Annotated in this window: 19 protein-coding genes and 1 pseudogene; 12 read left to right on the top strand and 8 right to left on the bottom strand. The window is 58.0% G+C overall.

The annotated features are described in order from the left end of the window. Positions 1–65 precede the first annotated feature (65 nt). From spoVM to spoIVA, 3 genes are all read left to right on the top strand, one after another. Positions 66–149, top strand: coding sequence for a stage V sporulation protein SpoVM (gene spoVM / locus BQ5353_RS13475; protein WP_143117257.1), 84 nt, complete (start codon positions 66–68; stop codon positions 147–149). 161 nt (positions 150–310) lie between these two features. Next, positions 311–1,840: a DUF3794 and LysM peptidoglycan-binding domain-containing protein gene (locus BQ5353_RS04415; protein ID WP_071427389.1), complete on the top strand. Its 1,530-nt coding sequence runs from the start codon at positions 311–313 to the stop codon at positions 1,838–1,840. Positions 1,841–1,888: 48 nt separating this feature from the next. Continuing rightward, the gene (gene spoIVA / locus BQ5353_RS04410) at positions 1,889–3,367 is read left to right on the top strand and encodes a stage IV sporulation protein A (RefSeq protein WP_071428413.1); all 1,479 of its coding nucleotides are present in this window, start codon (positions 1,889–1,891) and stop codon (positions 3,365–3,367) included. A 114-nt stretch (positions 3,368–3,481) separates the two neighbouring features. Here spoIVA and htpG read toward each other — a convergent pair whose 3' ends face one another. Further along, positions 3,482–5,389, bottom strand: coding sequence for a molecular chaperone HtpG (gene htpG / locus BQ5353_RS04405; RefSeq protein WP_071427388.1), 1,908 nt, complete (start codon positions 5,387–5,389; stop codon positions 3,482–3,484). A gap of 453 nt (positions 5,390–5,842) precedes the next feature. Between htpG and BQ5353_RS04400 the strand changes: the two genes are divergently transcribed. Genes BQ5353_RS04400 through BQ5353_RS04390 form a run of 3 tightly spaced genes read left to right on the top strand, consistent with a single transcriptional unit; the run spans position 5,843 to position 7,581 of the window. Then, positions 5,843–6,091: a hypothetical protein gene (locus tag BQ5353_RS04400; protein WP_143117161.1), complete on the top strand. Its 249-nt coding sequence runs from the start codon at positions 5,843–5,845 to the stop codon at positions 6,089–6,091. A 9-nt stretch (positions 6,092–6,100) separates the two neighbouring features. Continuing rightward, complete coding sequence (locus tag BQ5353_RS04395; protein WP_071427387.1) at positions 6,101–7,009, top strand: ROK family protein; 909 nt, start codon at positions 6,101–6,103, stop codon at positions 7,007–7,009. Positions 7,010–7,011: 2 nt separating this feature from the next. Beyond that, positions 7,012–7,581 (top strand): acyltransferase, encoded by a 570-nt coding sequence (locus BQ5353_RS04390; protein WP_233424498.1) that lies wholly within the window; start codon positions 7,012–7,014, stop codon positions 7,579–7,581. A 101-nt stretch (positions 7,582–7,682) separates the two neighbouring features. Here the strand turns inward: BQ5353_RS04390 and BQ5353_RS04385 are convergent, their stop codons facing one another. Continuing rightward, positions 7,683–8,795: an AAA family ATPase gene (locus BQ5353_RS04385; RefSeq protein WP_071427386.1), complete on the bottom strand. Its 1,113-nt coding sequence runs from the start codon at positions 8,793–8,795 to the stop codon at positions 7,683–7,685. A 242-nt stretch (positions 8,796–9,037) separates the two neighbouring features. On the opposite strand from BQ5353_RS04385, the gene BQ5353_RS04380 reads away from it, so the two are divergent. Beyond that, a complete protein-coding gene (locus BQ5353_RS04380) occupies positions 9,038–9,487 on the top strand; it encodes a hypothetical protein (protein ID WP_054332116.1) in 450 nt (149 codons plus the stop codon). Positions 9,488–9,809: 322 nt separating this feature from the next. Here BQ5353_RS04380 and BQ5353_RS04375 read toward each other — a convergent pair whose 3' ends face one another. Both BQ5353_RS04375 and BQ5353_RS04370 read right to left on the bottom strand, forming a co-directional pair. Continuing rightward, complete coding sequence (locus BQ5353_RS04375) at positions 9,810–10,382, bottom strand: uracil-DNA glycosylase (RefSeq protein WP_054332115.1); 573 nt, start codon at positions 10,380–10,382, stop codon at positions 9,810–9,812. A gap of 45 nt (positions 10,383–10,427) precedes the next feature. Beyond that, on the bottom strand, positions 10,428–10,823 hold the full coding sequence (locus BQ5353_RS04370; protein WP_054332114.1) for a GNAT family N-acetyltransferase: 396 nt from the start codon (positions 10,821–10,823) through the stop codon (positions 10,428–10,430). A 224-nt stretch (positions 10,824–11,047) separates the two neighbouring features. On the opposite strand from BQ5353_RS04370, the gene BQ5353_RS04365 reads away from it, so the two are divergent. The 3 genes from BQ5353_RS04365 to BQ5353_RS04355 are packed head-to-tail and all read left to right on the top strand — an operon-like array spanning position 11,048 to position 15,124. Next, complete coding sequence (locus BQ5353_RS04365) at positions 11,048–13,615, top strand: heavy metal translocating P-type ATPase (RefSeq protein WP_071427385.1); 2,568 nt, start codon at positions 11,048–11,050, stop codon at positions 13,613–13,615. Positions 13,616–13,636: 21 nt separating this feature from the next. Further along, positions 13,637–13,900, top strand: a complete 264-nt coding sequence (locus BQ5353_RS04360; RefSeq protein WP_054332113.1) for a metal-sensing transcriptional repressor — start codon at positions 13,637–13,639, stop codon at positions 13,898–13,900. 15 nt (positions 13,901–13,915) lie between these two features. Then, positions 13,916–15,124 (top strand): dipeptidase, encoded by a 1,209-nt coding sequence (locus BQ5353_RS04355; RefSeq protein ID WP_054332112.1) that lies wholly within the window; start codon positions 13,916–13,918, stop codon positions 15,122–15,124. Positions 15,125–15,196: 72 nt separating this feature from the next. On the opposite strand, the gene BQ5353_RS04350 is transcribed toward BQ5353_RS04355, so the two are convergent. Next, a complete protein-coding gene (locus BQ5353_RS04350; protein ID WP_054332111.1) occupies positions 15,197–15,670 on the bottom strand; it encodes a MarR family winged helix-turn-helix transcriptional regulator in 474 nt (157 codons plus the stop codon). Positions 15,671–15,965: 295 nt separating this feature from the next. Here BQ5353_RS04350 and BQ5353_RS04345 point away from each other — a divergent pair, with 295 nt between their 5' ends. Continuing rightward, on the top strand, positions 15,966–17,132 hold the full coding sequence (locus BQ5353_RS04345; protein ID WP_054332110.1) for a M20 metallopeptidase family protein: 1,167 nt from the start codon (positions 15,966–15,968) through the stop codon (positions 17,130–17,132). A 134-nt stretch (positions 17,133–17,266) separates the two neighbouring features. Further along, the gene (locus tag BQ5353_RS04340; RefSeq protein ID WP_071427384.1) at positions 17,267–18,421 is read left to right on the top strand and encodes a M20 metallopeptidase family protein; all 1,155 of its coding nucleotides are present in this window, start codon (positions 17,267–17,269) and stop codon (positions 18,419–18,421) included. 373 nt (positions 18,422–18,794) lie between these two features. Here BQ5353_RS04340 and BQ5353_RS04335 read toward each other — a convergent pair whose 3' ends face one another. The 3 genes and pseudogenes from BQ5353_RS04335 to BQ5353_RS04325 all read right to left on the bottom strand — a co-directional run. Then, on the bottom strand, positions 18,795–19,502 hold the full coding sequence (locus tag BQ5353_RS04335; protein WP_071427383.1) for a hypothetical protein: 708 nt from the start codon (positions 19,500–19,502) through the stop codon (positions 18,795–18,797). Continuing rightward, on the bottom strand, positions 19,495–21,675 hold the full coding sequence (locus BQ5353_RS04330; RefSeq protein WP_071427382.1) for an ABC transporter permease/M1 family aminopeptidase: 2,181 nt from the start codon (positions 21,673–21,675) through the stop codon (positions 19,495–19,497). Before BQ5353_RS04330 ends, BQ5353_RS04335 begins: the two co-directional genes overlap by 8 nt. Then, a pseudogene (locus BQ5353_RS04325) lies at positions 21,672–21,989 on the bottom strand (ABC transporter ATP-binding protein); the annotation flags it as partial. The pseudogene BQ5353_RS04325 and the gene BQ5353_RS04330, both read right to left, overlap by 4 nt.

The following is a 21,989-nucleotide window of genomic DNA, read 5'->3' as shown; positions in this document are numbered from 1 at the left end:
CAGGTGTACTTATGATCTGTATGGGCTGCGCCTGTTGCCGGTGACGCCCAAGGAGGGAGGCTCCTATGAAAATTGTCGTGGTGAAAAGCCCAAGATTCCTCGCTGGCATTTTGCGGATGATCTTCAAAATTGAAAAAGAACCAGCGTAGCGGTGGTGGGGCGGTCATGCTGCAAGGGCGGCAGGGCCGTCCTGTTTCCCTTTGTATGAAAAGGACAAGCCCTTTTTATAGAATTGAAGGGAGAGGTTGGCATATCCCACTTTTGAAGGACATATAGTGGCTGTAGAATTGAGTAGAGGAGAGGTTGTCCTATGGAACTACAGCTGAAAAGACAATCGGTTGCCATAAACGAAACGCTCTGCCGCACCACGGTGGAGCAGCCCATTGAGTGTGACGCCCTGCTGCCGGATTATTGCCCAGATATTGTCAAAATCCTTCGGTGTGAAGTCACGCCAATTTTAACCGGGAACCAAGTTTCCGGCAGCCAATTGACGGTGGACGGCGTGGCAGCTGCCCGAGTATTCTATTTATCCGATGCTGGGTGCCTACGCAGCGCCGAGTATAAAATTCCCTTTAGCCGCGTGGTGGAGATCAAGCCCTCCTCCAGCCGTCCGGTAGTCCGTGTCTCCCCCTCGGTGGGGTACTTCAACTGCCGCGCAGTCAGCCCCCGGCGATTGGATCTGCGGGGGGCGATCTCCCTTTCCATCCTAGTCACCGCCTGCCGGGAAGAGGATGTGGTGGCCGGGGCCGAGGGAATGGGGGTTTTGACCCGCGGTGAGGAGCGGGAGGTCACCCGGGTCACCGGTCAGGAGGTGCGCCCCTTCACCTTGCGGGAGGAATTGGAACTGCCCAGCGACAAGCCCTCTATCCGGCTGCCCCTGCGGTGCAGTGGGTTTGCCCGGATCACCGACAAAAAACAGGTGGCGGGCAAAATTGTCCTCAAAGGGGAGTTGAAGCTTCATGTCTTCTACCTCTGCGACGGGGATGACAACCAATTGGATTCCACCGACCACACCGTCCCCTTCAGCCAGATCCTGGATGTGGATGGCATGGAGGAACAGACCCGCTGCATCGTGAGCCTACAGGTCTCCAGCTTGGACGTCCAGCCCAAAGCTGACCCAGACGGCCAATCCCGGGTGCTGGCATTGGAGGCGGTGCTGGAAGCTAAGGTGCTCTGCCATCGAAACGAGACCATCCCCTTGGTGTCCGACTGCTATTCCACCCAATATGAGTCCAGCTGCCAGCAAAAGACCGTCTCATTGGGGCGCCTGGCCGAAGCGGTGGACGAAAGCCATGTTTACCAGGAGTCGGTGGACCTGCCAGACGGGGCCGTCCGGATTCTGGATTTGTGGTGCCGTGTCCAAGGGGAGGAATTCTCCGCCGAAGCGGGCAAAGCCACGGCGGCGGGACGGCTGCTCATCAGCATGTTCTGCTCCATGGAGGACGGCGGGATGGAGTACTTCGACAAAACCGAGCCCTTCACCCATGAGATCGACATCGACTGCCAGCGGCCCATGGAGTTTTTGGGGGAATTCTCCATCCTGGATGTGGGTTTCACCTCCTCGGGGAGCGGACGGGCGGAGATCCGCTGTGAAATCGGCATCACCGGGCCAGTCTACTGCTCCGAGCCGGAGGCGGTGCTCACCAGTTTGACGGTGGATGAGGAGCACCCCAAGGAAAAGGATCCCAGTGTCTCCCTGACCATCTACTTTGCCGACGCAGGGGAAAACCTGTGGGAGGTCGCCAAGCGGTACAACACCTCTATGGAGAAGATCTTGGCGGACAATGGGCTGACCGGAACGGTCATCGGGGAGAAGCGTTCCCTGCTCATCCCCATGTAAGGGGCGGCAGAAACGAGTATGAGCAACAGCCAGGAAAGGGGTATGGGCATGGAAAGCCGCAACATCTATCATGACATCGCCGAACGGACCGACGGCGACATTTACATCGGGGTGGTGGGGCCGGTGCGGACCGGCAAATCCACCTTTATCAAACGCTTTATGGAAACTTTGGTGCTGCCCAACATCGACAGCCAGTTCCGCCGGGAGCGGGCCATTGACGAGCTGCCCCAGTCGGCGGCGGGCAAAACCATTATGACCACGGAACCCAAGTTCATCCCAGAGGATGCGGTGGAAATCCAGGTGGACGACGAGGTCGCCTTCCGGGTGCGGATGATCGACTGTGTGGGGTATATCCTTCCCAGTTCCATCGGGTACATAGAAAACGAACAGCCGCGGATGGTGCAGACCCCTTGGTTTGCCGGGGAAATCCCCTTCAATATGGCGGCGGAGATCGGCACCCAGAAGGTGATCACCGAACACAGCACCATCGGCTTGGTGGTCACCACCGACGGCAGCATCAGCGACATCCCCCGGGCGGAGTACCAGGAAGCAGAGGAACGGGTCATCAGCGAGCTCAAAGAGATCGAAAAGCCCTTTGTGGTCCTTTTAAACTCCACCATGCCCCATTCCTCTGCGGCTCAGGAGCTGCGGGCGGAATTGGAGAACCGGTACCAGGTCCCAGTTGTGGCGGTCAGCTGCCTGGATCTCAGTGAGGAGGACATCCGGGAAATTTTGACCCAGGTGCTCCACCAGTTCCCAGTCAAGGAGATCTCGGTGGAGATGCCCAAGTGGATCGTCTCCCTGGACAAAGACCATTGGCTGAAAAAGGAGCTGTTTGAGGCCATCGCTTCAGCAGCCAAGAACATCGGCCACATCAGCCAGATCAAAGACGCTTTCGCCTCGCTGGGCAGCTGCCCCCGGGTGGACGACGCCCAGGTGCGGCGGTTTGACCTGGGCAGCGGCAGCGCGCGGGTCTGCGTCCATGTGAAGCCGGAGCTTTTCTACCAGGTGTTGGAGGAGGCCACCGGCCTGGACATCGGCGGCGAGGAAGGCCTGGTGCCCTGCCTGGCAAACCTGGCCAAGGTGAAGAAGGAATACGACCGCATCCAGGGGGCCCTGGAAGAGGTGGCGGCCACCGGCTACGGCATCGTCATGCCCTCCATGGAGGAGCTGACTCTGGAAGAGCCGGAGATCGTCAAGCAGGGGGGCCGTTTTGGGGTCAAACTGCGGGCCAGCGCCCCCTCTATCCACATGATGCGGGCGGACATCATGACGGAGGTTTCCCCAATCGTCGGCAGTGAGAAGCAGTCGGAGGAATTGGTGGTCTACCTGCTCAAGGAATTTGAGGAGAGCCCCCAAAAAATCTGGGAGTCCAACATCTTCGGCAAATCCCTCCATGAGCTGGTCAACGAGGGGCTTCACAACAAGCTGTACCGCATGCCGGCGGACGCCCGGCTCAAGCTCCAGGAGACGGTGGAGCGGATCATCAACGAGGGATGCAGCGGCCTTATCTGCATCATCCTGTAGCTGTGGGGGATTCACAGAATCGGTTGGGAATGGGAATATAAAAAAGCAGCCGCTTGAAGAAAGCGGCTGCTTTTGTCATCCGGGGATATGCATTTTGGTTTGAGAGGGGGACGGCTATTCCTGCATCAGTTCGCAGATGCTGTTGGAGAAGGCCACCGGGTCTTCGATGGGCAGCCCTTCGATAAGCAGGGCCTGGTTGTACAGAAGGCCGGCATAGGCTTTTACCCGGTCCTGTTTGGATGGGTCGGCGTACAGGGCCTGGAGCTTCCCGAACACCGGGTGGCCGGCGTTGATCTCTAAGACCCGCTCCGCCTTGACCTTTTCTTCGGCGGCGGGCAGGGAGTTGAGAACCTTTTCCATCTCAATGGAGAGGGGGCCGTCGCTGGAGAGGCAGACAGGATGGGATTTCAGCTTCTGGGAGAGGCGCACCGCGCTGACCTTGCCCTCCAGGGAATCCTTGAGGAAGTCCAGGAGAGGTTTGTTTTCCTCGGTCTGTTTTTTTGCTTCCTCTTTTTCCTCCTCGGTCTCCAGGCCCAGGTCGCTGTCCGAAGCGGAGCGGAACTCCTTATCGGCGTAGGTGTAGAGCATTTTGAGGGCGAACTCATCGATTTCATCGGTCAGGTAGAGGACCTCATACCCCTTGTCCTTGAGGAGCTCGATCTGGGGCAGGTGGTCGATGCGGCTTACGCTTTCGCCGCAGACATAGTAGATGTATTTCTGGTCCCCCTTCATGCGGGAGACGTATTCTTCCAGGGAGACCAGCTTCTTCTCACTGGAGGAGTAGAAGAGCACCAGATCCTGCAAAAGCTCCTTGTTCTGGCCGTAGCCGCTGTACAGGCCGTATTTCAGCTGGAGGCCGAAGGCCTTGAAGAATTTATCGTAGGTTTCCCGGTCGTTTTTCAGCATGGAGAGCAGCTCTGATTTGATCTTCTTTTCCAGCCGGCCGGCGATGACTTTGAGCTGCCGGTCGTGCTGCAGCATCTCCCGGGAGATGTTTAGGGACAGATCCTGGGAATCCACCAGCCCGCGGACAAAGCTGAAGCAGTCAGGCAGCAGGTCGGCACACCGCTGCATGATCAGTACCCCGCTGGCATAGAGCTGCAGGCCCTTTTCATAGTCCTTGCTGTAATAGTTGAGGGGGGCCCGGCTGGGGATGAACAGCAGGGCGTCGTAGGTGGCGGCGCCTTCGGTGCTGGTGCGGATCACCTTAAGGGGATCCTCATAGTCGAAGAATTTCTCCTTGTAGAAGTTGTTGTAATCCTCATCAGTGACCTCGCTCTTCTGCTTGCGCCAGATGGGCACCATGCTGTTGAGGGTCTCCACTTCGGTGTAGGTCTCGTATTCAGCGGGCTTGTCCTCGGTGCCGGTGCCCTCTTTGATCCGGCTGCGCTCCACCGCCATGCGGATGGGGTAGCGGATGTAATCGGAATACTGTTTTACCAGGCCGGTGATCCGGTAATCCTGCAAAAACTCGTCGTAGTTCTCCTCCTCGGAGCTCTCTTTGAGGGAGAGGACGATCCGGGTGCCATGGCCCTCCATTTGGGCGGGTTCCAGGGTGTAGCCCTCCGCCCCGTGGGACTGCCACTGCCAGGCCTCGTCGGAGCCAAAGGCCCGGGAGGTGACGGTGACACAGTCGCTGACCATGAAGGCGGAGTAGAACCCCACGCCGAACTGGCCGATGATGTCGATGTCGTCGTTCTTCTCCTGGGTCTGTTTAAAGTCCAGGGAGCCGCTTTTGGCGATGGTGCCCAGGTTGGCCTCCAGCTCGTCCTTGGTCATGCCGCAGCCGTTGTCGGTGATGGTGATGGTGCGGTTTTCCTTATCCAGGGCAATGTTGATGGAAAAATCGTCCCGGGAAAGGCCGCTGACCTCCCCGCTGAGGCTGTGGTAATACAGCTTGTCGATGGCGTCGCTGGCGTTGGAGATCAGCTCCCGCAAAAAGATTTCCTTGTGGGTGTAGATGGAGTTGATCATCAAATCCAAAAGGCGCTTGGATTCAGCTTTAAATTCTTTGGTTTCCATGGCGGATCGTCCTTTCTTAAACTCTATGAAAAAGGAATTGTGTGAAATTTTGGCACTCATATAATTTGAGTGCTAACACTATTGTAGTTCCCTCGCTGGGAAAAATCAAGGGGAGCAGCCAGAACCCCCTTGAGAATTCACAAATTATTCAATTTTTCCGTTTCTCAGCGGCTTTATAGGAGAATGGGGAAGGTTTTCCACAGTTTTAATCGGCTCTTGTTAAAAAAGGGGTGCAGCAGTTTGGCGGCGAAGCCAAAACAAAATCCAGGTTAAGGGCAAGCGCCCGCAAAAGGGAAAAAACCCTCTTTTATGCGGGTTTGCTGCAAAGGAGTGACAAAATTTTCCAAATACAGCTGTTACAATGGGTGGGAAGCCATTGTGGGGGAATGCCCCCGGCTTTCAACAATCGTTGGAACTTTATGAGAAGGAACACGGGGAGGTGATTCCATGCGTATGAAGTGTCAAGCGCAGGATGGGCAAACCGCCGGACTCACCCGATCAAGAAACCTATGTGCGGCTTTGGGGCTGGGGCTGTTTTACACGGCCTCCAAGATGATTTCGGCCCAGTGGCCGCCGCTGTACAGCCTGGTGTTTCTGATGCTGGCCTTTGGTTTTTGCATGACCGCCATCTGGCAGCACAAGGATTTAAACTTGCTGCGCCGTTCAGCGGCCAAAGGGCCGAAGCAGCAAATACATGTGTGAGGTGAGAACATGCGGATCGGACTTGAGCTTTGCGACCAGTTTACCGCTGCGGCTTTGGTGGGGCAAGACGGGATCATACATAGAAAAAAACAGCTGGATTCCTACAAAAATCGCCCCAGTGAGGCCCTCTTGGACCTGACCGCCCTCTGCCGCGCCCTGCCGGAGGAGGAGGGGCTCCCCTGGGAGGCGGTGGTAGAACTGGGGGTCTGCTCCCCGGATTTTGGGGGAAATGGGCGCCTCACCTGGCCTGGATGGGAGGATATCCCCCTAGCGGAGCGCTTAGGGGAGTCCTTGGGAAGGACGGTGCTCTCGGAGAGCCGGGTTGGCTCCATGCTGCTGGCCGAAGGGATATTCGGCGCGGCCCGAGGGGACTCGTCGGCGGTGATGGTCCTGCTCGACACCGGGGAGGGCGGGGCCCTCCTGGCCGATGACCGGCTGGGGGAGCCACCTTATGCCAAGCGGCGGATGACTTTAGTCAGCGACGGCGCCTCCGGCTGGGAGGATTGGGAGGGCGCAGCTTCCCTTCATTCCCTAGTGGAGGCGGCCCGCCGGGAGGGGAGGAAAGCCCCCGAATCCCTGGTTGCCCGGATGGAGGCGGCAGAGGGGGCCTTGACTCCTGACCGGGTTCTCCTGGCTGCCAGCGAAGGGGATGAGGCTGCCCGGCAAGCTTTGGACCGGTATGTGGAATCGGCCGCGGCGGGAATCGCCGGCCTTGTCCGGGTGCTCCAGCCCCAGCGGATTCTCTTAGGGGGCACCGCACGGGGGGATCTCCTTCTACCGCTCTTACAGAGGCGGGCGGCGGCGATGCTGTCCGGCCGTTGTGTGGCAGTGCCGCCCATCCTGTGGGGAACCCTGGGGGAGGACGCCGCCCTGATCGGTGCGGCCCTCCTTGGGGTTTACCGGATCGGGGGGATGTGATTGTGGAAAAGGCGATGGTCCACCCCACCAGCATCTTGGACGGAGGGGTTGTCCTAGGGGATGGCACCCGGGTGTGGCAGTTCTGCCATCTCCAGGCGGGGGCATCGGTGGGGGAATACTGCACCTTGGGGCAGAATGTCAACCTGGGCCCCGGCGTCCGGGTGGGCAATGGGGTAAAAATCCAAAACAATGTCTCGGTTTATCAGGGGGTGACCTTGGAAGACCAGGTGTTCTGCGGCCCGTCAGCGGTGTTCACCAACGACCGCACCCCCCGCGCCCCCTATCCCAAAGGCCCCGGTGGATACCTTCCCACCCTGGTGCGGGAGGGGGCGACCATCGGGGCCAATGCGACCATATTGTCTGGGCTGACCATCGGGCGGTGGGCCATGGTGGCCGCTGGGGCAGTGGTCACCAAAGATGTCCCTGCCCACCAACTGGTGGCGGGCACCCCGGCCCGGGCTATGGGCTGGGTCTGCCGCTGCGGCCACCGGCTGGACCGGGAATTCCACTGCCCGGCCTGCGGGCGGCAGTATCGGATGCGGGGGAAGATCAAAAGCTTTCCAAAGCCATAACGGGGCAAGGTGCCCTTGGAATCAACAGGGAAACAGTCCGAAACCTTGGGATCGCCCCCAAAACGGCGGCAAGTTCTCCAAACCTGCTAGCGGCAGGGCCCTCAGCCTTCAAATGGGGGGAGGGCCTCATCCGCCATGCGGACAAGCCGGCGGAGCATCCCATCGGCCAGCTGGTCCAGGTGTTCATAATCCAGGGCAGAGGCATAGTACCCCTCGATGCAGCGGTGGTTCTCCATCCCCTCAAACAGCAGCAAAGTGGCCTGCTCCAACATCTGGAGGGCGGCTTTGCGGTTGAAGGAAATCCGCTTTTTGCGCAGTTTAATGGCACTCTGATCGGTGAACCTGCGGGCGTTGACCACCTTGTAAGGCTCCAGTGCAGGGCGGTGGCCGAAGTGGACGCTCATGAAGCCCAGAGAGAGCTGGGGGATAAACAGGTGTTCCATCCGGTCATCGGGGTAGAGGGGGGATTGGCAGGTGATGACATCATATCCCGCATCCAACGCCAAGGTGCGCAGATGGTAGAGGAGCAGGCGGGATGAGGCCCCCCAGTCGTCCTCCAAAAAATAGATGCGCTCGGCCAGCAGCCGGGCGGTGTGGTCCAAGGTGACGCACCCTTCGCCGGTGAAGGCGGAGAGGAAGCGGAAATGCTCTGTCCCTTTGCGATCGCCGGTGCGTTTGAACTCCCGGGAGGCCACCCGCTGGGCAAACCGGGCAATTTTGGCGGCGTCGGTGCACTCCAAGGCGATGCGGTATGTATCGCCTAACAGGGCCGCGGCGGCGCTGAGGTACCGGCTGGCCTGTTCGCCGGTGTGCATCCCACTGAGATATAAGGGGATTATTTCGTCCCGCAATTGGAAAAGGGAATCGTCATCCAGGCAGTCGGAGAGCTGTACCACCCGTTCGCACACCCCGGGGAACATGGGCTCGATGACATGGGGCGAGGTGCCGTCGGCAATGGCGATCTTCAGGTCGTGAAACAGCACAGCATCCAGCGAGTGGGGATCAGAGGAGCAGAGGATGTATTCGATGTTTTCACAGCGGTCCTGCAAGAGGGCGGCGGCTTGGCGCATGAGGGTGGATTTTCCCAGGCCTGGGGCCCCTTTTAAGATAAAGCACCGCCAATCCTGCCGGCACAGCTGATCGAACCGGGAGACAAAGCCCTGGGGGGCGTTGGCTCCCAGAAAAAATTGCACCTGATTTTGTTCCAGGGACACGGTCATTCCTCCTTTGATGATTCTATTGTCATGGTATTCAGTCCATTTGGGCCTTGACACAACGGAAATTTTGGAAATTCTTGCAAGAAAGAGGCATTCGTGGTACCATAGCCACAGGGAGACCTGTGACAATCGCAGAATTGCTGTCGGGCGGCGGGCCCTTCCTGCGGCGGAGGCTGGGTGGAGTTTTTACCGGCCTGTGCAGGCTTGCGGCACAACATCCATGAGAAAGAGGTGTTTCTATGAGTATGATTGCGGAGGGTTTGACCCACCTGGAAAAAGAACTGCTCCTGGCTGTGCGGGACTGCAACCGCTTCCCCATTGGCCGGTTTGAACTGCACAGCACCAAGGAGTCATCCTTGGTTTCTACCGCGCTGGACAACGTGGTCATTGAACGCTCAGATGATTCGATGGAGCAGGTGAAGACCATCGGTTCCGCCCTTGCCTCCCTGGAGGAGAAGGGGTTGGTTTTCCTGGATTACGACCTTAAAATCCGGGTGGTGTCGGATTATGACGCCATCGCCAACAGCGATTTGTTCGCCCAGTTTTGCCAAATGGCTGAGGATGCCCAGCTGCATCCGGAGTTTTTGTTTGACCGGGCGGAATTGTGCAAAGGGCTTGCCAAAATCACCGTCAAAGGGGAGCGGGTGGCAAAGTCTCTCCATCCCCGCATCAAGGTGAAGCAGCGGTAGTCCCCGGGCATTTGGGGAAACCGCGCTGATCCGGCTGAAATGCAGATAAAGCCGTCCATTTGGGAAAATAAAGCCCTAAGGGTTGGTCGGCTTTTTTATAAGATGGTGCGCTCCGGGGCGGATGGCAAGCAGAAGTTTTGCATTGCCGCCGCCCAAACTTCGTTATTCTCTTTTGCCTCCCTGCTGAATAAAAGGGAGCGGCACAGGGGGAAAACGACCCTTCCGCGCCGTGTGAGCTGTGAGGCTTCCTCGGCGTGGCAACAGAAAATGGCCGGCCTTCCCCAACATGGGAAGGCCGGCCATTTTAGCGCAGTGGTTATATTTAATAAGTATGGGTACAGACTTCATTGATTTTTTCCCGCAGCTTCTGGAAATCCTCCAAAGCGGCGGGTTTGTTTGCTGGGTTGCGCAGAAGGGCGGCAGGGTGGAAGGTGCCCATCATCCAAACCCCGTTTTTGAGAGAGAATTCCCCATGCTGGCGGGTGACCTTAAAATCGGGGGAGATGATGTATTGGGCGGCGATCCGCCCCAGGCAGACGATGATTTTAGGCCGGATGATAGCCACCTGGTTGCGCAAATAGCCGATGCAGGCGCTGACCTCATCAGGCTGAGGATCTCGGTTCTTGGGCGGGCGGCATTTGACCATATTGCCGATGTAGATATTCTTCTCCCGGGAAAGGTCTACCGCTGCCAGGTACTTGTCCAGCAGCTGGCCAGCGCGGCCCACAAAGGGTTCGCCCTGCAAATCCTCGTTTTCACCGGGCCCTTCCCCAATGAACAGGATTTCCGCCTGGGGATTGCCTACCCCAAACACCACGTTGTTGCGGGTCTCACAAAGTTTGCAGTTCCGGCATTGACTCGCCAGTTGTTCCAGTTCTTCCATGGATTGCAGCATAAGGGGGAAAGCTCCTTTCTTGCTCCCTCAAGGCATTTTGTTCCTTTACAGGGATATGAATGGCTTGGTTTTGGGGATAATATAGGACTGCATGCCTTTTTGGCAGCCGTTCTTTTCATAGAAGGGTTCGACCCCCGGCTGCGCGCCGAAGTACAGAAGCGTGGGGGCGTGGGTTTTGGCCAGATTTAAAAGTTGGCTTCCGATTCCCTGTTTTTGAAACTCCGGCAACACCAGCAGCTCGGTGATGGTGCCAAAATAATATCCGTCGGAGAGAATGCGGAGGCACCCGATCAGCCGTTCCCCTTGATAGGCGGTGATATTCTGTGTTTTTTCCAGGGCGATCCGGGTCTTTTCCAGATCATACTCGCCTGGCCAAACCTGGTTGGCCAGGGTGAGAAAGGCCTCTGGGGAAAGGGATTGGTCGTCAGCGATGTATTTCACAGGAGCCTTCCTCCTTTCAAAATCCTCGTAAAGTGAGACGGCCGCCGTCCAAAACCAGGGCAAGCCGAATACAACCATTTTATCACCGGCGTACCTGGAATGCAAGGAGGGCAGACGGTGTACAGGGGAAGAAGAATCCCAAAAGGGTCTTGACAAATCCCCCAAGAGGGGATATATTGAAGAAAATACACCCCCCTGGGGTGGGGAGTAAAGGAGTTGAAAGAATGTCCAGTCAAAAGTTCGATGTCATGGGCATGACCTGTTCGGCATGTTCTGCCCATGTGGATAAAAGCGTGCGAAAACTGCCCGGTGTAAAGGAGGTCAACGTCAACCTCTTGGCCAACAATATGACGGTGGAGTATGACCCTGCCGCAGTGGATGAAAACGCCATCATCAAAGCGGTGCAGGATGGGGGCTACGATGCAGTGGTCCACCAAAAACAAAGTTCCGCTGGCAAAGGCAAGGAGCGCCCGGTGGACACCGCCAAAGCGGAGATCGACAGCATGAAGCGGAGGCTCATCGTATCCTTCCTCTTTTCGGTGCCGCTGTTCTACATCTCCATGGGGCATATGATGGGCTGGCCCCTGCCGGATTTCTTCCACGGCAACGGGAACGCCATCACCTTTGCCTTTACCCAGTTCCTGCTGGTGCTGCCGGTGGCCATCGTCAATGAAAAGTACTTCCGAGTGGGGTTCAAGACCTTGTTCAAAGGCTCTCCCAACATGGATTCCCTCATCGCCATCGGCTCTACCGCCGCCATTGTCTACGGTGTGTATGCCATTTATAAGATCGGCTACGGCTTGGGCCATGGGGACATGGCTTTGGTCAGCCAGTACAGCATGGACCTGTATTTTGAGTCGGCAGCTATGATTTTGACCCTGATCACCTTGGGCAAATTCTTTGAGGCCAGGGCCAAGGGGAAAACCAGCGAGGCCATCACCAAACTGGTGGATTTGGCCCCAAAAACCGCCTTGGTGGAGCGCTCTGGCCAGGAGGTGGAGATCCCAGTGGAAGAGGTTCTCCCCGGCGATGTGGTCATCGTCAAACCCGGCCAGACTGTCCCGGTGGACGGGGTGGTGCTGGAAGGACAGAGCGCTGTGGATGAATCCGCCCTCACTGGTGAGAGCATCCCGGTGGAAAAACAGCCTGGCGACAAGGTCACCGGCGCCAGCATCAACAAATCCGGTTACTTTAAAATGCAGGCCACCAAGGTGGGGGACGATACCGCCCTCTCCCAGATTATACGCCTGGTGGAGGAGGCCAGCTCCTCCAAAGCGCCCATCGCCAAGATGGCTGACAAGGTCAGCGGCGTGTTTGTGCCCATCGTCATCGCGGTGGCCCTTATCGCCACCATCGGCTGGCTGCTGGCCGGCCAATCCTTCGAGTTTGCCCTCTCCATCGGCATTTCGGTGCTGGTGATCTCCTGCCCCTGCGCCCTGGGCCTGGCCACCCCCACCGCTATCATGGTGGGCACCGGCAAAGGGGCGGAGAACGGCATTTTGATCAAATCCGCCGAGGCGCTGGAAGTGGCCCACAGCATCGGGACTGTGGTGCTGGATAAAACCGGAACTATCACCGAAGGCAAGCCCCGGGTCACCGACCTGGTCTGCGCCGCTGGGGTCAGCGAGGAGCAGCTGCTGACAGTGGCAGCCTCCCTGGAGAAGCCCTCGGAGCACCCCTTGGCCGAAGCCATTGTAGCGGGCGCCAAAGAGCGCGGCATTGAGCCTGCCCCCACCACCGGCTTCACCGCCACCGCGGGCCAGGGCATCTCCGGCCGGATGGACGGAGCCCTCTACTACGCCGGCAACCGCCGCCTGATGGAGGCCCAGAGCATCCCCGCAGGCAGCTTTGCCAAGGAGGAGGAACGCCTCGCCCAGGAGGGCAAGACGCCCCTCTACTTCGCCTCCCAGGAGAAGGTGCTGGGACTCATCGCCGTGGCTGACACGGTGAAACCCACCAGTGCGGCGGCCATTGCCGAGCTGGACGCCATGGGCATTGACGTGGTCATGCTCACCGGCGACAACAAGCGCACTGCCGCCGCCATCCAGAAGCAGCTGGGCATCAAAAAGGTCATCGCCGAAGTGATGCCCCAGGACAAGGAGAAGGAGGTCCGCGCCCTCCAAGAGGGAGGCCGTAAAGTGGCCATGGTGGGCGACGGGATCAACGACGCCCCGGCCCTGGCCCGGGCGGACGTGGGCATCGCCATCGGCGCAGGCACCGACGTGGCCATCGAATCCGCCGACATCGTGCTGATGAAGAGCGACCTTCTGGACGTGGTCACCGCCATCCAGCTGTCCAAATCCACCATCCGCAACATCAAGGAGAACCTGTTTTGGGCCCTTTTCTACAACTCCATCGGCATCCCGCTTGCCGCCGGCGTATTCTTCAACTCCTTCGGTTGGAAGCTGAACCCCATGTTTGGCGCCGCCGCCATGAGCATGAGTTCGGTCTGCGTGGTTTCCAACGCCCTGCGGCTCAAGCTCTTCAAACCCAAGTTCCATAAAAACCAGCAGCTGAAGGCAACTGAGGCTGTGGTGGAAACCCACACCATAATAGAAACAACGGAAGAAAAAGGAGAAACTGCTATGAAAAAGACCATGATGATTGAAGGCATGATGTGCGCCCACTGTTCCGGCCGGGTGGAAAAAGCCCTGAACGCCATCGATGGCGTCACCGCCAAGGTGGATTTGGAAGCCAAAACCGCCCACATCCAACTCTCCAAAGAGGTGAGCGACGAGACCCTGAAAAACGCCGTCACCGAAGCGGGCTATGAAGTGGTCGGCCTAGAGTAATATATAAGGGGAATATACAACATGAAAGCAGACCGAGACAAAATCACCCGGCTTCTGAAAACAGCCAGGGGGCAGATGGACGGCATCTTGAAAATGGTGGAGGAGGACCGCTACTGTGTGGACATCTCCAACCAGCTGCTGGCCACCGAATCCATCCTGCGCAAAGCCAACAAGGAGATCATCCGGGCCCACATGTCCCACTGCGTCAAGGACGCATTTGAGACGGGGGATGCAGAAGAGAAGGTGGATGAGATCATCGCCATCCTGGATAAGATGTCTAAATAATGAGGAGGGAACCCAATGGGTATTAAAACCGCATATCAAGGTTACCAGCCCTATTCCTATCTGGAGGCGGGCAAAGATTATGAGCCTTTTTCCCTGGAAGAGTGGAACTGGGCAGGGGAGTACCGCCTACCCTTGGATGAAAACCAGGAGGAGCGGGTCCGCCGCTTGGCCAAGGAGAGTGTCATCATCTCCCTTCATGACCACCTGGTCCGCTTCCCCAAAAACATGACCGAGAAGGAAATCGGCGATTACAATCGAAGCGGCCGCAACGTCTCGGATTATGAGGCCCTTTCCCATTCCTGCCTGGACTGTGTGTTCGACAACATGATGGATGGCCTCAACACCATCTCCTCCAAATGGGGATGGAAGTGGCAGGACATCCTTCACGACCTGGGCATGCGCCTGTGCGACATCGCCCACCAGGATTTCCTCATCCACTGCCGCACCACCGAAGACATCCTGCGGGCCCACCGGGAGGGGAAGATCGCCTGGGTTGCCGCCATCGAGGGGGCTGCCCCCATTGAGAATGACCCCGACCGCATCGACATCCTCTACGGCTTGGGGGTGCGCCTTCTGGGGCTTGTGTACTCGGAGCAGAACGCCCTGGGCAGCGGCATCAAAGAGGTAAACGACGGCGGCCTCACCCGCTTCGGCAAGGTCTGTGTGGAGCGGATGAACAAGGTGGGGATGCTCATCGATATCTCCCACTGCGGGCCCCAGACCGCCCTGGATGCGGCCAATTTCTCCAAGGAGCCCATTGTGGGCAGCCATGTGGGCGCCCGGGCTTTGTGGGACAGCAAACGCCTCTGCGACGACCGGCTGCTCAAAGCCATCGCGGAGAAAGGGGGGCTTGTCTGTGTGGAGGCCGCGCCCCACACAACCATGACCCATACAGCCAACACCCATGACCTGGAATCGGTGATGGAACACTTTGAATACATGGCAAACCTGGTGGGTATCGACCACGTTGGCTTTGGCCCGGACACCATGTTCGGCGACCATGTGGGGGTACACCACGCCTTTGCCAAAACCCTCTCCACCAAGGTGATATTAGGCGATGTCTCTTACAAAGAAGTCCCCTATGTCAAGGGGATGGAGAACCCCACCGAGGCCATGTGGAACGCCCTGCGCTGGCTGGTCAAACACGGCTACAGCGACAGCGACATCCAAAAGGTGTTAGGCGGCAACGCCCTGCGGGTCCTCCGCCAGGTTTGGAAAGCCTAGGGCAAACGATGGAATACAAAGCAATCCCCGCCTCCCAATTGGGAGACGGGGATTTTTTTCATGCCCGCAGGATCAGCGGTTTTTTTCCATGAGGGAAGAAAGGTGCTCCAATACCTCATTAAGCTTGTTTTCCACACAGATGCACTCCTCTTGGGTGAGAGTGCTGGCAGCCAGGCAGGTGATCTCCCGCTGGATGGCGATGCTCTCCTGGGCCAGCTCTTCCCCCCTGGGGGTCACATACAGGTGCACGAGGCGCTTGTCTTCCTGGTCAGGAATGCGGGTGATAAGGCCTTCCTGTTCCAGCTGTTTCAAAGTTTTGGACACCATGACCTTGCTCACCGACAGGAGGCAAGCCAACTCGTTTTGGCTCATCCCTGGGCGGCGCAGAATGTTGATCAAGTGGGTGGAGGTCAGATTGGTCAGCCCGAGGGGCTGTAGCCGCTCGTTGACACAGTTGCAATGGACGCGGGATATTTTGGCGATCAGCCGGCTGATGCGGTTGGCGCTTTCCTCCCGGGAAAACTGGGGTTCTTGTTGTTGTTCCATCGGCCGGGTCCTTTCTCATGTGAAGTGGGGTGGTCATCTCTTTCCCCAGTATACGGCAAATTTGGCAAAATGGAAAGGGGAAAAGGGGCCTTTTGGGGAATTTGCGCAGAAGAAAATGGATTGCCGGCTTCTAAGACTGGGGACGCAGTTTTCCAACTTCTCCAAAAGTTTACCGGATATCCATGGAAAAACTGCGGAATATTCCCACTTTATCCTTTACTTTTGCAAGTTGATTCGCTATAATAAATAAAAACCTATCCACCCATAGACAGAGATAAAGAGAGAGGGATTACCAATGAACAACATCAGAGAAATGGCACATAACCTACAGGCGGAGACCATCGCCTTCCGCCGCGACCTGCACAAAAACCCCGAACCTAGCATGGAGGAGTTCCGCACCACCGATAAGGTGGCCGCTGCTTTGGACGCCATGGGCGTGAGCTACCGCCGTCTGGACCCCACCGGCGTTATTGCTGAGGTCAAAGGCACCAAATCCAATTCCGACAAGATCGTCGCCCTGCGGGCTGACATGGACGCCTTGAGCATCCAGGAGAAAACCGACTACGAGTTCAAGAGCATCAACGACGGCATCATGCACGCCTGTGGCCATGATACCCACACCTCCATGCTGCTGAGCGCCGTGAAGATTGCAAACTCCATCAAAGACCAGTTCAGCGGCACCATCCGCTTTATCTTCCAGCCCGGTGAGGAAGTCGCCAAAGGCGCCAAGGCTGTCTGCGCCCAGGGCGGTATGGACGGCGTCGACGCCATCTTCGGCATCCACGCCGCTGTCCAGACCCCTGTCGGCAAACTGCTGGCCTGCTACGGCCCCAGCCATGCCGCCACCGACCGCTATTCTGTGGTCATCAAAGGCAAAGCCTGCCACGGCGCAGCTCCCCAGACCGGCATGGACGCCACTGTTTGCGGTGCTGCTATGGTTATGAACCTGCAAACCATGGTCAGCCGGGAATTCAGCCCCATGGATCCCCTGGTGGTCACCGTAGGTTCCTTCCACTCCGGCAGCCGGTTCAACATCGTTTCCGGAGAGGCTGTCCTGGAGGGCACCATCCGCTCCTTCAGCCGGGAAGTTCACGAGCAGATCCCTGTGGTTCTCAAGAGAATCTGTGAGGAGACCGCCAAGACCTTCCGCTGCACCGCTGAGGTGGATTACGACGCCATCACCGAAGTGCTGATCAACGACAAAGAGATGATCGACCTGGGCCTGGAGGCCGCAGCCAAGATCACTGACGCAGAGCACATTGGTCTGAAAGCCCAGGCCATGGGCGGCGAGGACTTCTCTGAATACACCAAATACGCCCCTGCGGCGTTCTTCAGCTTGGGTGTGGGCGGCCAGTGGCCCGGTCACAGCGACCACTACGAAGCGGATGAGGACGCCTTTGAAACCGGCGTGGCTTTCTATGTCCAGGTAGCCCTGGACGCACTGGAGAAACTCTCCAAATAAGACGGTTTTGCAGGGCAGAGGAGGGGGAATTCCCTTCCTCTGCCTTGTCAATTTTGGCCGGCAGTTGGGCCATATATCACCCCGAACCGAGAAAGAGAAACAGGGCGGGGATAAAAAGAAAGAGGGACTGACCTATGAACGTCATGCGAGAAAAAGCCCATCAGATCAAAGATGAAACCATTGCCTTCCGCCGCGACCTTCACATGCATCCGGAAGCCAGTTTCCAGGAGTTCCGCACTACCGACAAGGTGGCTGCCGCCTTGGATGAGCTGGGGGTATCCTATCGCCGGCTGGAGCCCACCGGCCTTATCGCCGAGATCGGCAAGCCGGGCAAAACAGTGGCGCTGCGGGCGGATATGGACGCTTTGAGCATCCAGGAGCAAACCGGTTGTGCATTTAAAAGCGTCAACGACGGCTTTATGCACGCCTGCGGCCATGATGCCCACACTGCTATGCTGCTGGGGGCAGTCAAGGTTCTCAACTCCATGAAAGACGAGCTGCCTGGCACCGTCCGGTTCTTGTTCCAGCCCGCTGAGGAAGTGGGCAAAGGCGCTAAGGCTGTCGTGGCCCAGGGCGGCATGGAAGGGGTGGACGCCGCTTTTGGCATCCATTGCTCGGTACAGACCCCGGTGGGGGCCCTCCAGTGCCATCCCGGCGGGATTGCCGCCGCCGCCGACCGGTTTAAGATCACCGTCAAAGGCAAAGCCTGCCATGGCGCATATCCCCAGACTGGCATGGACGCTACGGTCTGTGCCTCTGCTATGATTTTGAATCTCCAGACCATGGTCAGCCGGGAGTTCAGCCCTATGGATACCTTGGTGGTCACCGTGGGATCCATCCATTCCGGCAGCCGGTTCAACATCGTTTCCGGTGAGGCAGTGATGGAGGGCACCATCCGTTCCTTTAGCCGGGAAGTCCACGAACAGATCCCCGTGGTTCTCAAGAGAATCTGCGAGGAGACCGCCAAGACCTTCCGCTGCACCGCCGAGGTGGAGTACGATGTGCTCACCGATGTGCTGGTCAATGAGGAGAACATGGTGGAACTGGGCTTTGAGGCAGCCCGCAAAGTCACCGACCCTCAGCTGGTCACCCACAACAGCCCTGCCATGGGTGCAGAGGATTTCTGCGAATATACCAAGTATGCACCCAGCGCTTTCTTCCGGCTGGGCGTGGGCGGCGAGTGGCCAGGCCACAGCGACCATTATGAGATCGACGAAGAGGCGCTGGAAATCGGCGTCGCATTCTATGCCCAGGTTGCGGTGGACGCACTGGGAAAACTCACCAAATAAGTATCTGCCATGGGAGCCAGCGCGTGCCGGCTCCCATGATCTATTTGGCAGTTCTGATGCCATGCCAAGAATCAACGGGTAAGGAGAAATTGGCCTATGATACAGAGGGAAAAAGGTGGGGATCAATACCCATATCTGGCCATGGTCCCGGTCGGATGAAGAAGCCCCCTATTCCTGGACTGCGACATCCTTCCCCAGGTGGACGGGTCGAGCAACCACCACAACAGCAAATTCGATTTGGATGAATCGGCCTTGGCTGGCGTCCTCTCCTTTTTTATCCACCACACCCGTGGGGTTTTGGGCGCAATAGAAAAACCGAAGCCTCTCTATAAAAATCCCCTGGCCCTAAAAAGGGCCAGGGGATTTTTGACGGTTACCCTCTTTTTTTCCGGGTGAGGAAGAGGAGGAGAAGGCCGAGGGTACTCAGTCCCACCCTGCCCCACAAGACATCCGGCGGGAGGGAGAAGCCGGGATCCAGTACCCCCAATTCCAGGGGATAGGTGAGGAAGAAGCGCCCCCCTACTGGGTCGAGCCAGCGGGGCAGCGGGAGATAGGCACATAAGAAAGGCAAGGCGATGAGCGGGTAGAGAAGGACGTGGCGAAGGTTTCCCAGAAACCATCCCGCCCCCAAAAAGAAGAGAAGGGCGGGGACCAGGACAAAAACCGCTGGGGCGAGGAGTTCCCCAAAGCTGTCCCAACGGAACATCCGGGCGTAGAAGGCTCCGGCCATCAAGAGGATGAGAAGGGTCAAAAGTCCGGTTCCTACCGCCAATGCCCCCCATCGGGAGAAGGAATAGTGCCTGGGGGAGACAGGGGTGGCGCTGGCGAGTACCTCCACCCGCCTCTCCGCTGGGGAGGTGTAGAAGGAGAGGAAGAACAGTTCCGCTGCACAGAGGAAGGGGAGAAGAAATGTAAGGTAATACCCAAAGCTCCAGGGGGAAAAGGGCGCGGTGTTGCACACTCCCCGGATGACTGTGCCGTACAGCACCTCCCGGCTGTACCACAGGATTACTGCCAATAAGCCCCAGAATAATTTGTTGCATAGAAGCCGGCGGCACTGGTAATAAAAAATTTTACGCAAGGCCCAAATCCTCCTTTGTCAGCCCAGAGGCATCTAGAAAATCTTGCTGGGTGATGTAGGGGGGCATCTCGGTTCCCCCATTTTGATACAGGTGGGAGAGGACTTGGTCCAACGCTTCGTCCCCGCCAAGCAGTTCCGCAGCGCGGGCAAACATCCGGGCGTAACCGCTGTACCACATGATACTCTGAGTCTCCGACTCCAGCTGTACCCGGTACTCCTCCGGCAGGGCCCCCAGGTATTCGGGGTGGCGGATGTAGAAGTTGTTCTGGTTGTGGGCGATGTCCCGTTCCCAGATGTCCAGGTAGTGCTGATCGGCATAATCCTGGCCCCTCTCCTTCTTCATCAGCCGGTAGGTGGTGTAGGTGGTGATCCCTTCATCGGTCCAATAGGGGTCCTCCGGGTCCATTAGCTGGGCACCCAGCCCCCACCACTGGTGGATGATCTCATGGGCGAGCACTTCTGCGCCACTGGCCCCCTTCTCCGGGTTGGAGAGGTTGTTGGCAGTGAAGCTGGCTTCGCTGATGACGCTGATGTTCTGCTTAGCGAACCCTCCAAATAAAAATTCGGTGGTCTGGATGATTTTAAAGGGCCGGTCTTCGGGGAAGGCCCGCATACCGTAGTGCTCGGTGCAGTAACGGATGGCGGCTTCCAAGGCATCGATGGCACCCAGCGCAGTCATCTGCTGCTGGTGTTTTTGGCTGTAGTAGAATTCAATAGCCATGCCGCCTCCGTTGATGTCCACCTTGACGTAATCGGCGGCGAATACCGTCATGGAATTGACGCCGCGGTCCTGGAGCATCCAGGTCGCGGTGCCGTCGCCGTTATTCCGTAGAAACTGGGAGGGGAATCCAGAGGCCACCGGGGTCAGGTTGTCCCGCAGGGTGATCTGTGCTTGGAAAGGGATGGTATCCCCCGCGATGAGCAGGTCTGGGACAGGGGAAAAGGCTGTGCCGTTGAGCTGAACCTCTTCCCGGCTGACCAAATCCCCGCTAAGCATCGTTTGGGAGATATTCCACAGCTGGGGGACGCCGCCGTATTCCACCCGGAGGGCGACCCGCTCCTCCGCCGGGAGGGTACAGCGCAAGGTGCGCCGTTTGATCAGGTCGTCCTCCAAGTCTTCGAAGGGGATATCCACCCCGTTGGCGATGACCCGGCTGACCTGGTATCCGGTGTTGAGGGAGAAGTAGAGGGGCTGCTCCCGGCCGGTGGTGTTTTGAATCTGGAAGGTAGCAAAGCCGTCCATCCTGCCAACCCAGTCGCTAACCGCGCGGATTTCCACCTGGGTTCCCAGGAGGGATAGCCCTTCCTGGGTGTGGTCTATCTCTTGTACTGCCATCCAGTCCACAGGGGAGTTGTCGAAAAAGGGCTGGCTCGTCCAGAGTATCCCGCCAAGCGAGAAGAGGAGAACGGCCAAGGCGGGGAGCATCCCCTGCCGTAGCCCCTGTAGGAAGGAGCCAAGGAAGCCTTTGCCATATCGCCGGACACAGAGGAGGGAGAGAAGCCACAGCCCAAGGAAGAATAGCAGCCATACCAACCGGGAGTAGGCGGCGGTGCGAAAGACCAGCACATTGCTGAAATCGTCGGAGAGGGCGGGAAGCATGGGCAGGCACCACTGCCAGAGGAATTTGTTCTGGAAGGGATTGCTGCGAGAGAGAATGAGGAAGAGCAGCACCGCAAGAAAGCTAACATCCGCCCGGCGCATAATCTGGTAGCAGGAGGCGCTGAGCAGGGCGCTAAAGCAAAGGGCGGGGAGGAGGAACAGCAAAAATCCCGCAAGATAGTCGGAAAGGGAAAAAACACCCCCCAGTTTCCAAGCGGCATAGGGCAGGTAGAGAGCCGCGGTGAGGAAGGTGGTGAGAAGGGAGGCGCACAGAATGCCCAAAAGCCGCACGGAAGCAAGCCTTTGGGGGGAGATAATGCTGTCGGTGATGGCGTCGGTGCGGTTTCGCTCCACCCGGCTCAATTCATAAAGAGTGAAGATAGAAAAGACTACCGTCCCTACCAAGGTGGCGGAACGCAGCTGCTGGGCAAGGTACATGCTGGCCATGGTGGTAGACCCCTGATAAGAGAATCCCCCCAATAGGCCAAGGGAGGTCAAAGCTGTGGACAGCCAACAGCTGGGGCTGCGGAGCAGGCGGGAAAATTCCACCCGGAAAAGGGAAAACCGGCTCATCGAATCCCCCCTTGCGCCACACAGTACATATAGGCGTCTTCCAAAGTGGGTTCCACCGGCTGGGCAAAGGGGGGGAGCTGGACCGCCACTACCCGGCAGGAAACTCCACAGGAGGTGTTGACTCGGGCAGTGACCGAAAAGCCTTCCTCCTCCCGGCGGTCGGCCTCTTCAAACACTCCCACGTGACCTTGGGCGGCTTGAATCAACCTGGCCGGGGCCCCGGTGAAGAGGATGCGGCCTTTGTCAATGACGATCAGCTGGTTACAGACCGACTGTACATCCTCAATGATATGGGTGGAGAGAAGGACGATTTT

It is taken from the genome of Merdimmobilis hominis, from assembly GCF_900104615.1.
GTDB lineage: Bacteria > Bacillota > Clostridia > Oscillospirales > Ruminococcaceae > Merdimmobilis > Merdimmobilis hominis.
This window is presented reverse-complemented; position numbering and strand designations above follow the sequence as displayed.

Bases quoted from the DNA above. Each gene is read 5' to 3' on its own strand.
- spoVM (WP_143117257.1), top strand. From the start codon at position 66: ATGAAAATTGTCGTGGTGAAAAGCCCAAGATTCCTCGCTGGCATTTTG.
- BQ5353_RS04415 (WP_071427389.1), top strand. From the start codon at position 311: ATGGAACTACAGCTGAAAAGACAATCGGTTGCCATAAACGAAACGCTC.
- spoIVA (WP_071428413.1), top strand. From the start codon at position 1,889: ATGGAAAGCCGCAACATCTATCATGACATCGCCGAACGGACCGACGGC.
- htpG (WP_071427388.1), bottom strand. From the start codon at position 5,389: ATGGAAACCAAAGAATTTAAAGCTGAATCCAAGCGCCTTTTGGATTTG.
- BQ5353_RS04400 (WP_143117161.1), top strand. From the start codon at position 5,843: ATGAAGTGTCAAGCGCAGGATGGGCAAACCGCCGGACTCACCCGATCA.
- BQ5353_RS04395 (WP_071427387.1), top strand. From the start codon at position 6,101: ATGCGGATCGGACTTGAGCTTTGCGACCAGTTTACCGCTGCGGCTTTG.
- BQ5353_RS04380 (WP_054332116.1), top strand. From the start codon at position 9,038: ATGAGTATGATTGCGGAGGGTTTGACCCACCTGGAAAAAGAACTGCTC.
- BQ5353_RS04375 (WP_054332115.1), bottom strand. From the start codon at position 10,382: ATGCTGCAATCCATGGAAGAACTGGAACAACTGGCGAGTCAATGCCGG.
- BQ5353_RS04365 (WP_071427385.1), top strand. From the start codon at position 11,048: ATGTCCAGTCAAAAGTTCGATGTCATGGGCATGACCTGTTCGGCATGT.
- BQ5353_RS04360 (WP_054332113.1), top strand. From the start codon at position 13,637: ATGAAAGCAGACCGAGACAAAATCACCCGGCTTCTGAAAACAGCCAGG.
- BQ5353_RS04355 (WP_054332112.1), top strand. From the start codon at position 13,916: ATGGGTATTAAAACCGCATATCAAGGTTACCAGCCCTATTCCTATCTG.
- BQ5353_RS04350 (WP_054332111.1), bottom strand. From the start codon at position 15,670: ATGGAACAACAACAAGAACCCCAGTTTTCCCGGGAGGAAAGCGCCAAC.
- BQ5353_RS04345 (WP_054332110.1), top strand. From the start codon at position 15,966: ATGAACAACATCAGAGAAATGGCACATAACCTACAGGCGGAGACCATC.
- BQ5353_RS04340 (WP_071427384.1), top strand. From the start codon at position 17,267: ATGAACGTCATGCGAGAAAAAGCCCATCAGATCAAAGATGAAACCATT.
- BQ5353_RS04330 (WP_071427382.1), bottom strand. From the start codon at position 21,675: ATGAGCCGGTTTTCCCTTTTCCGGGTGGAATTTTCCCGCCTGCTCCGC.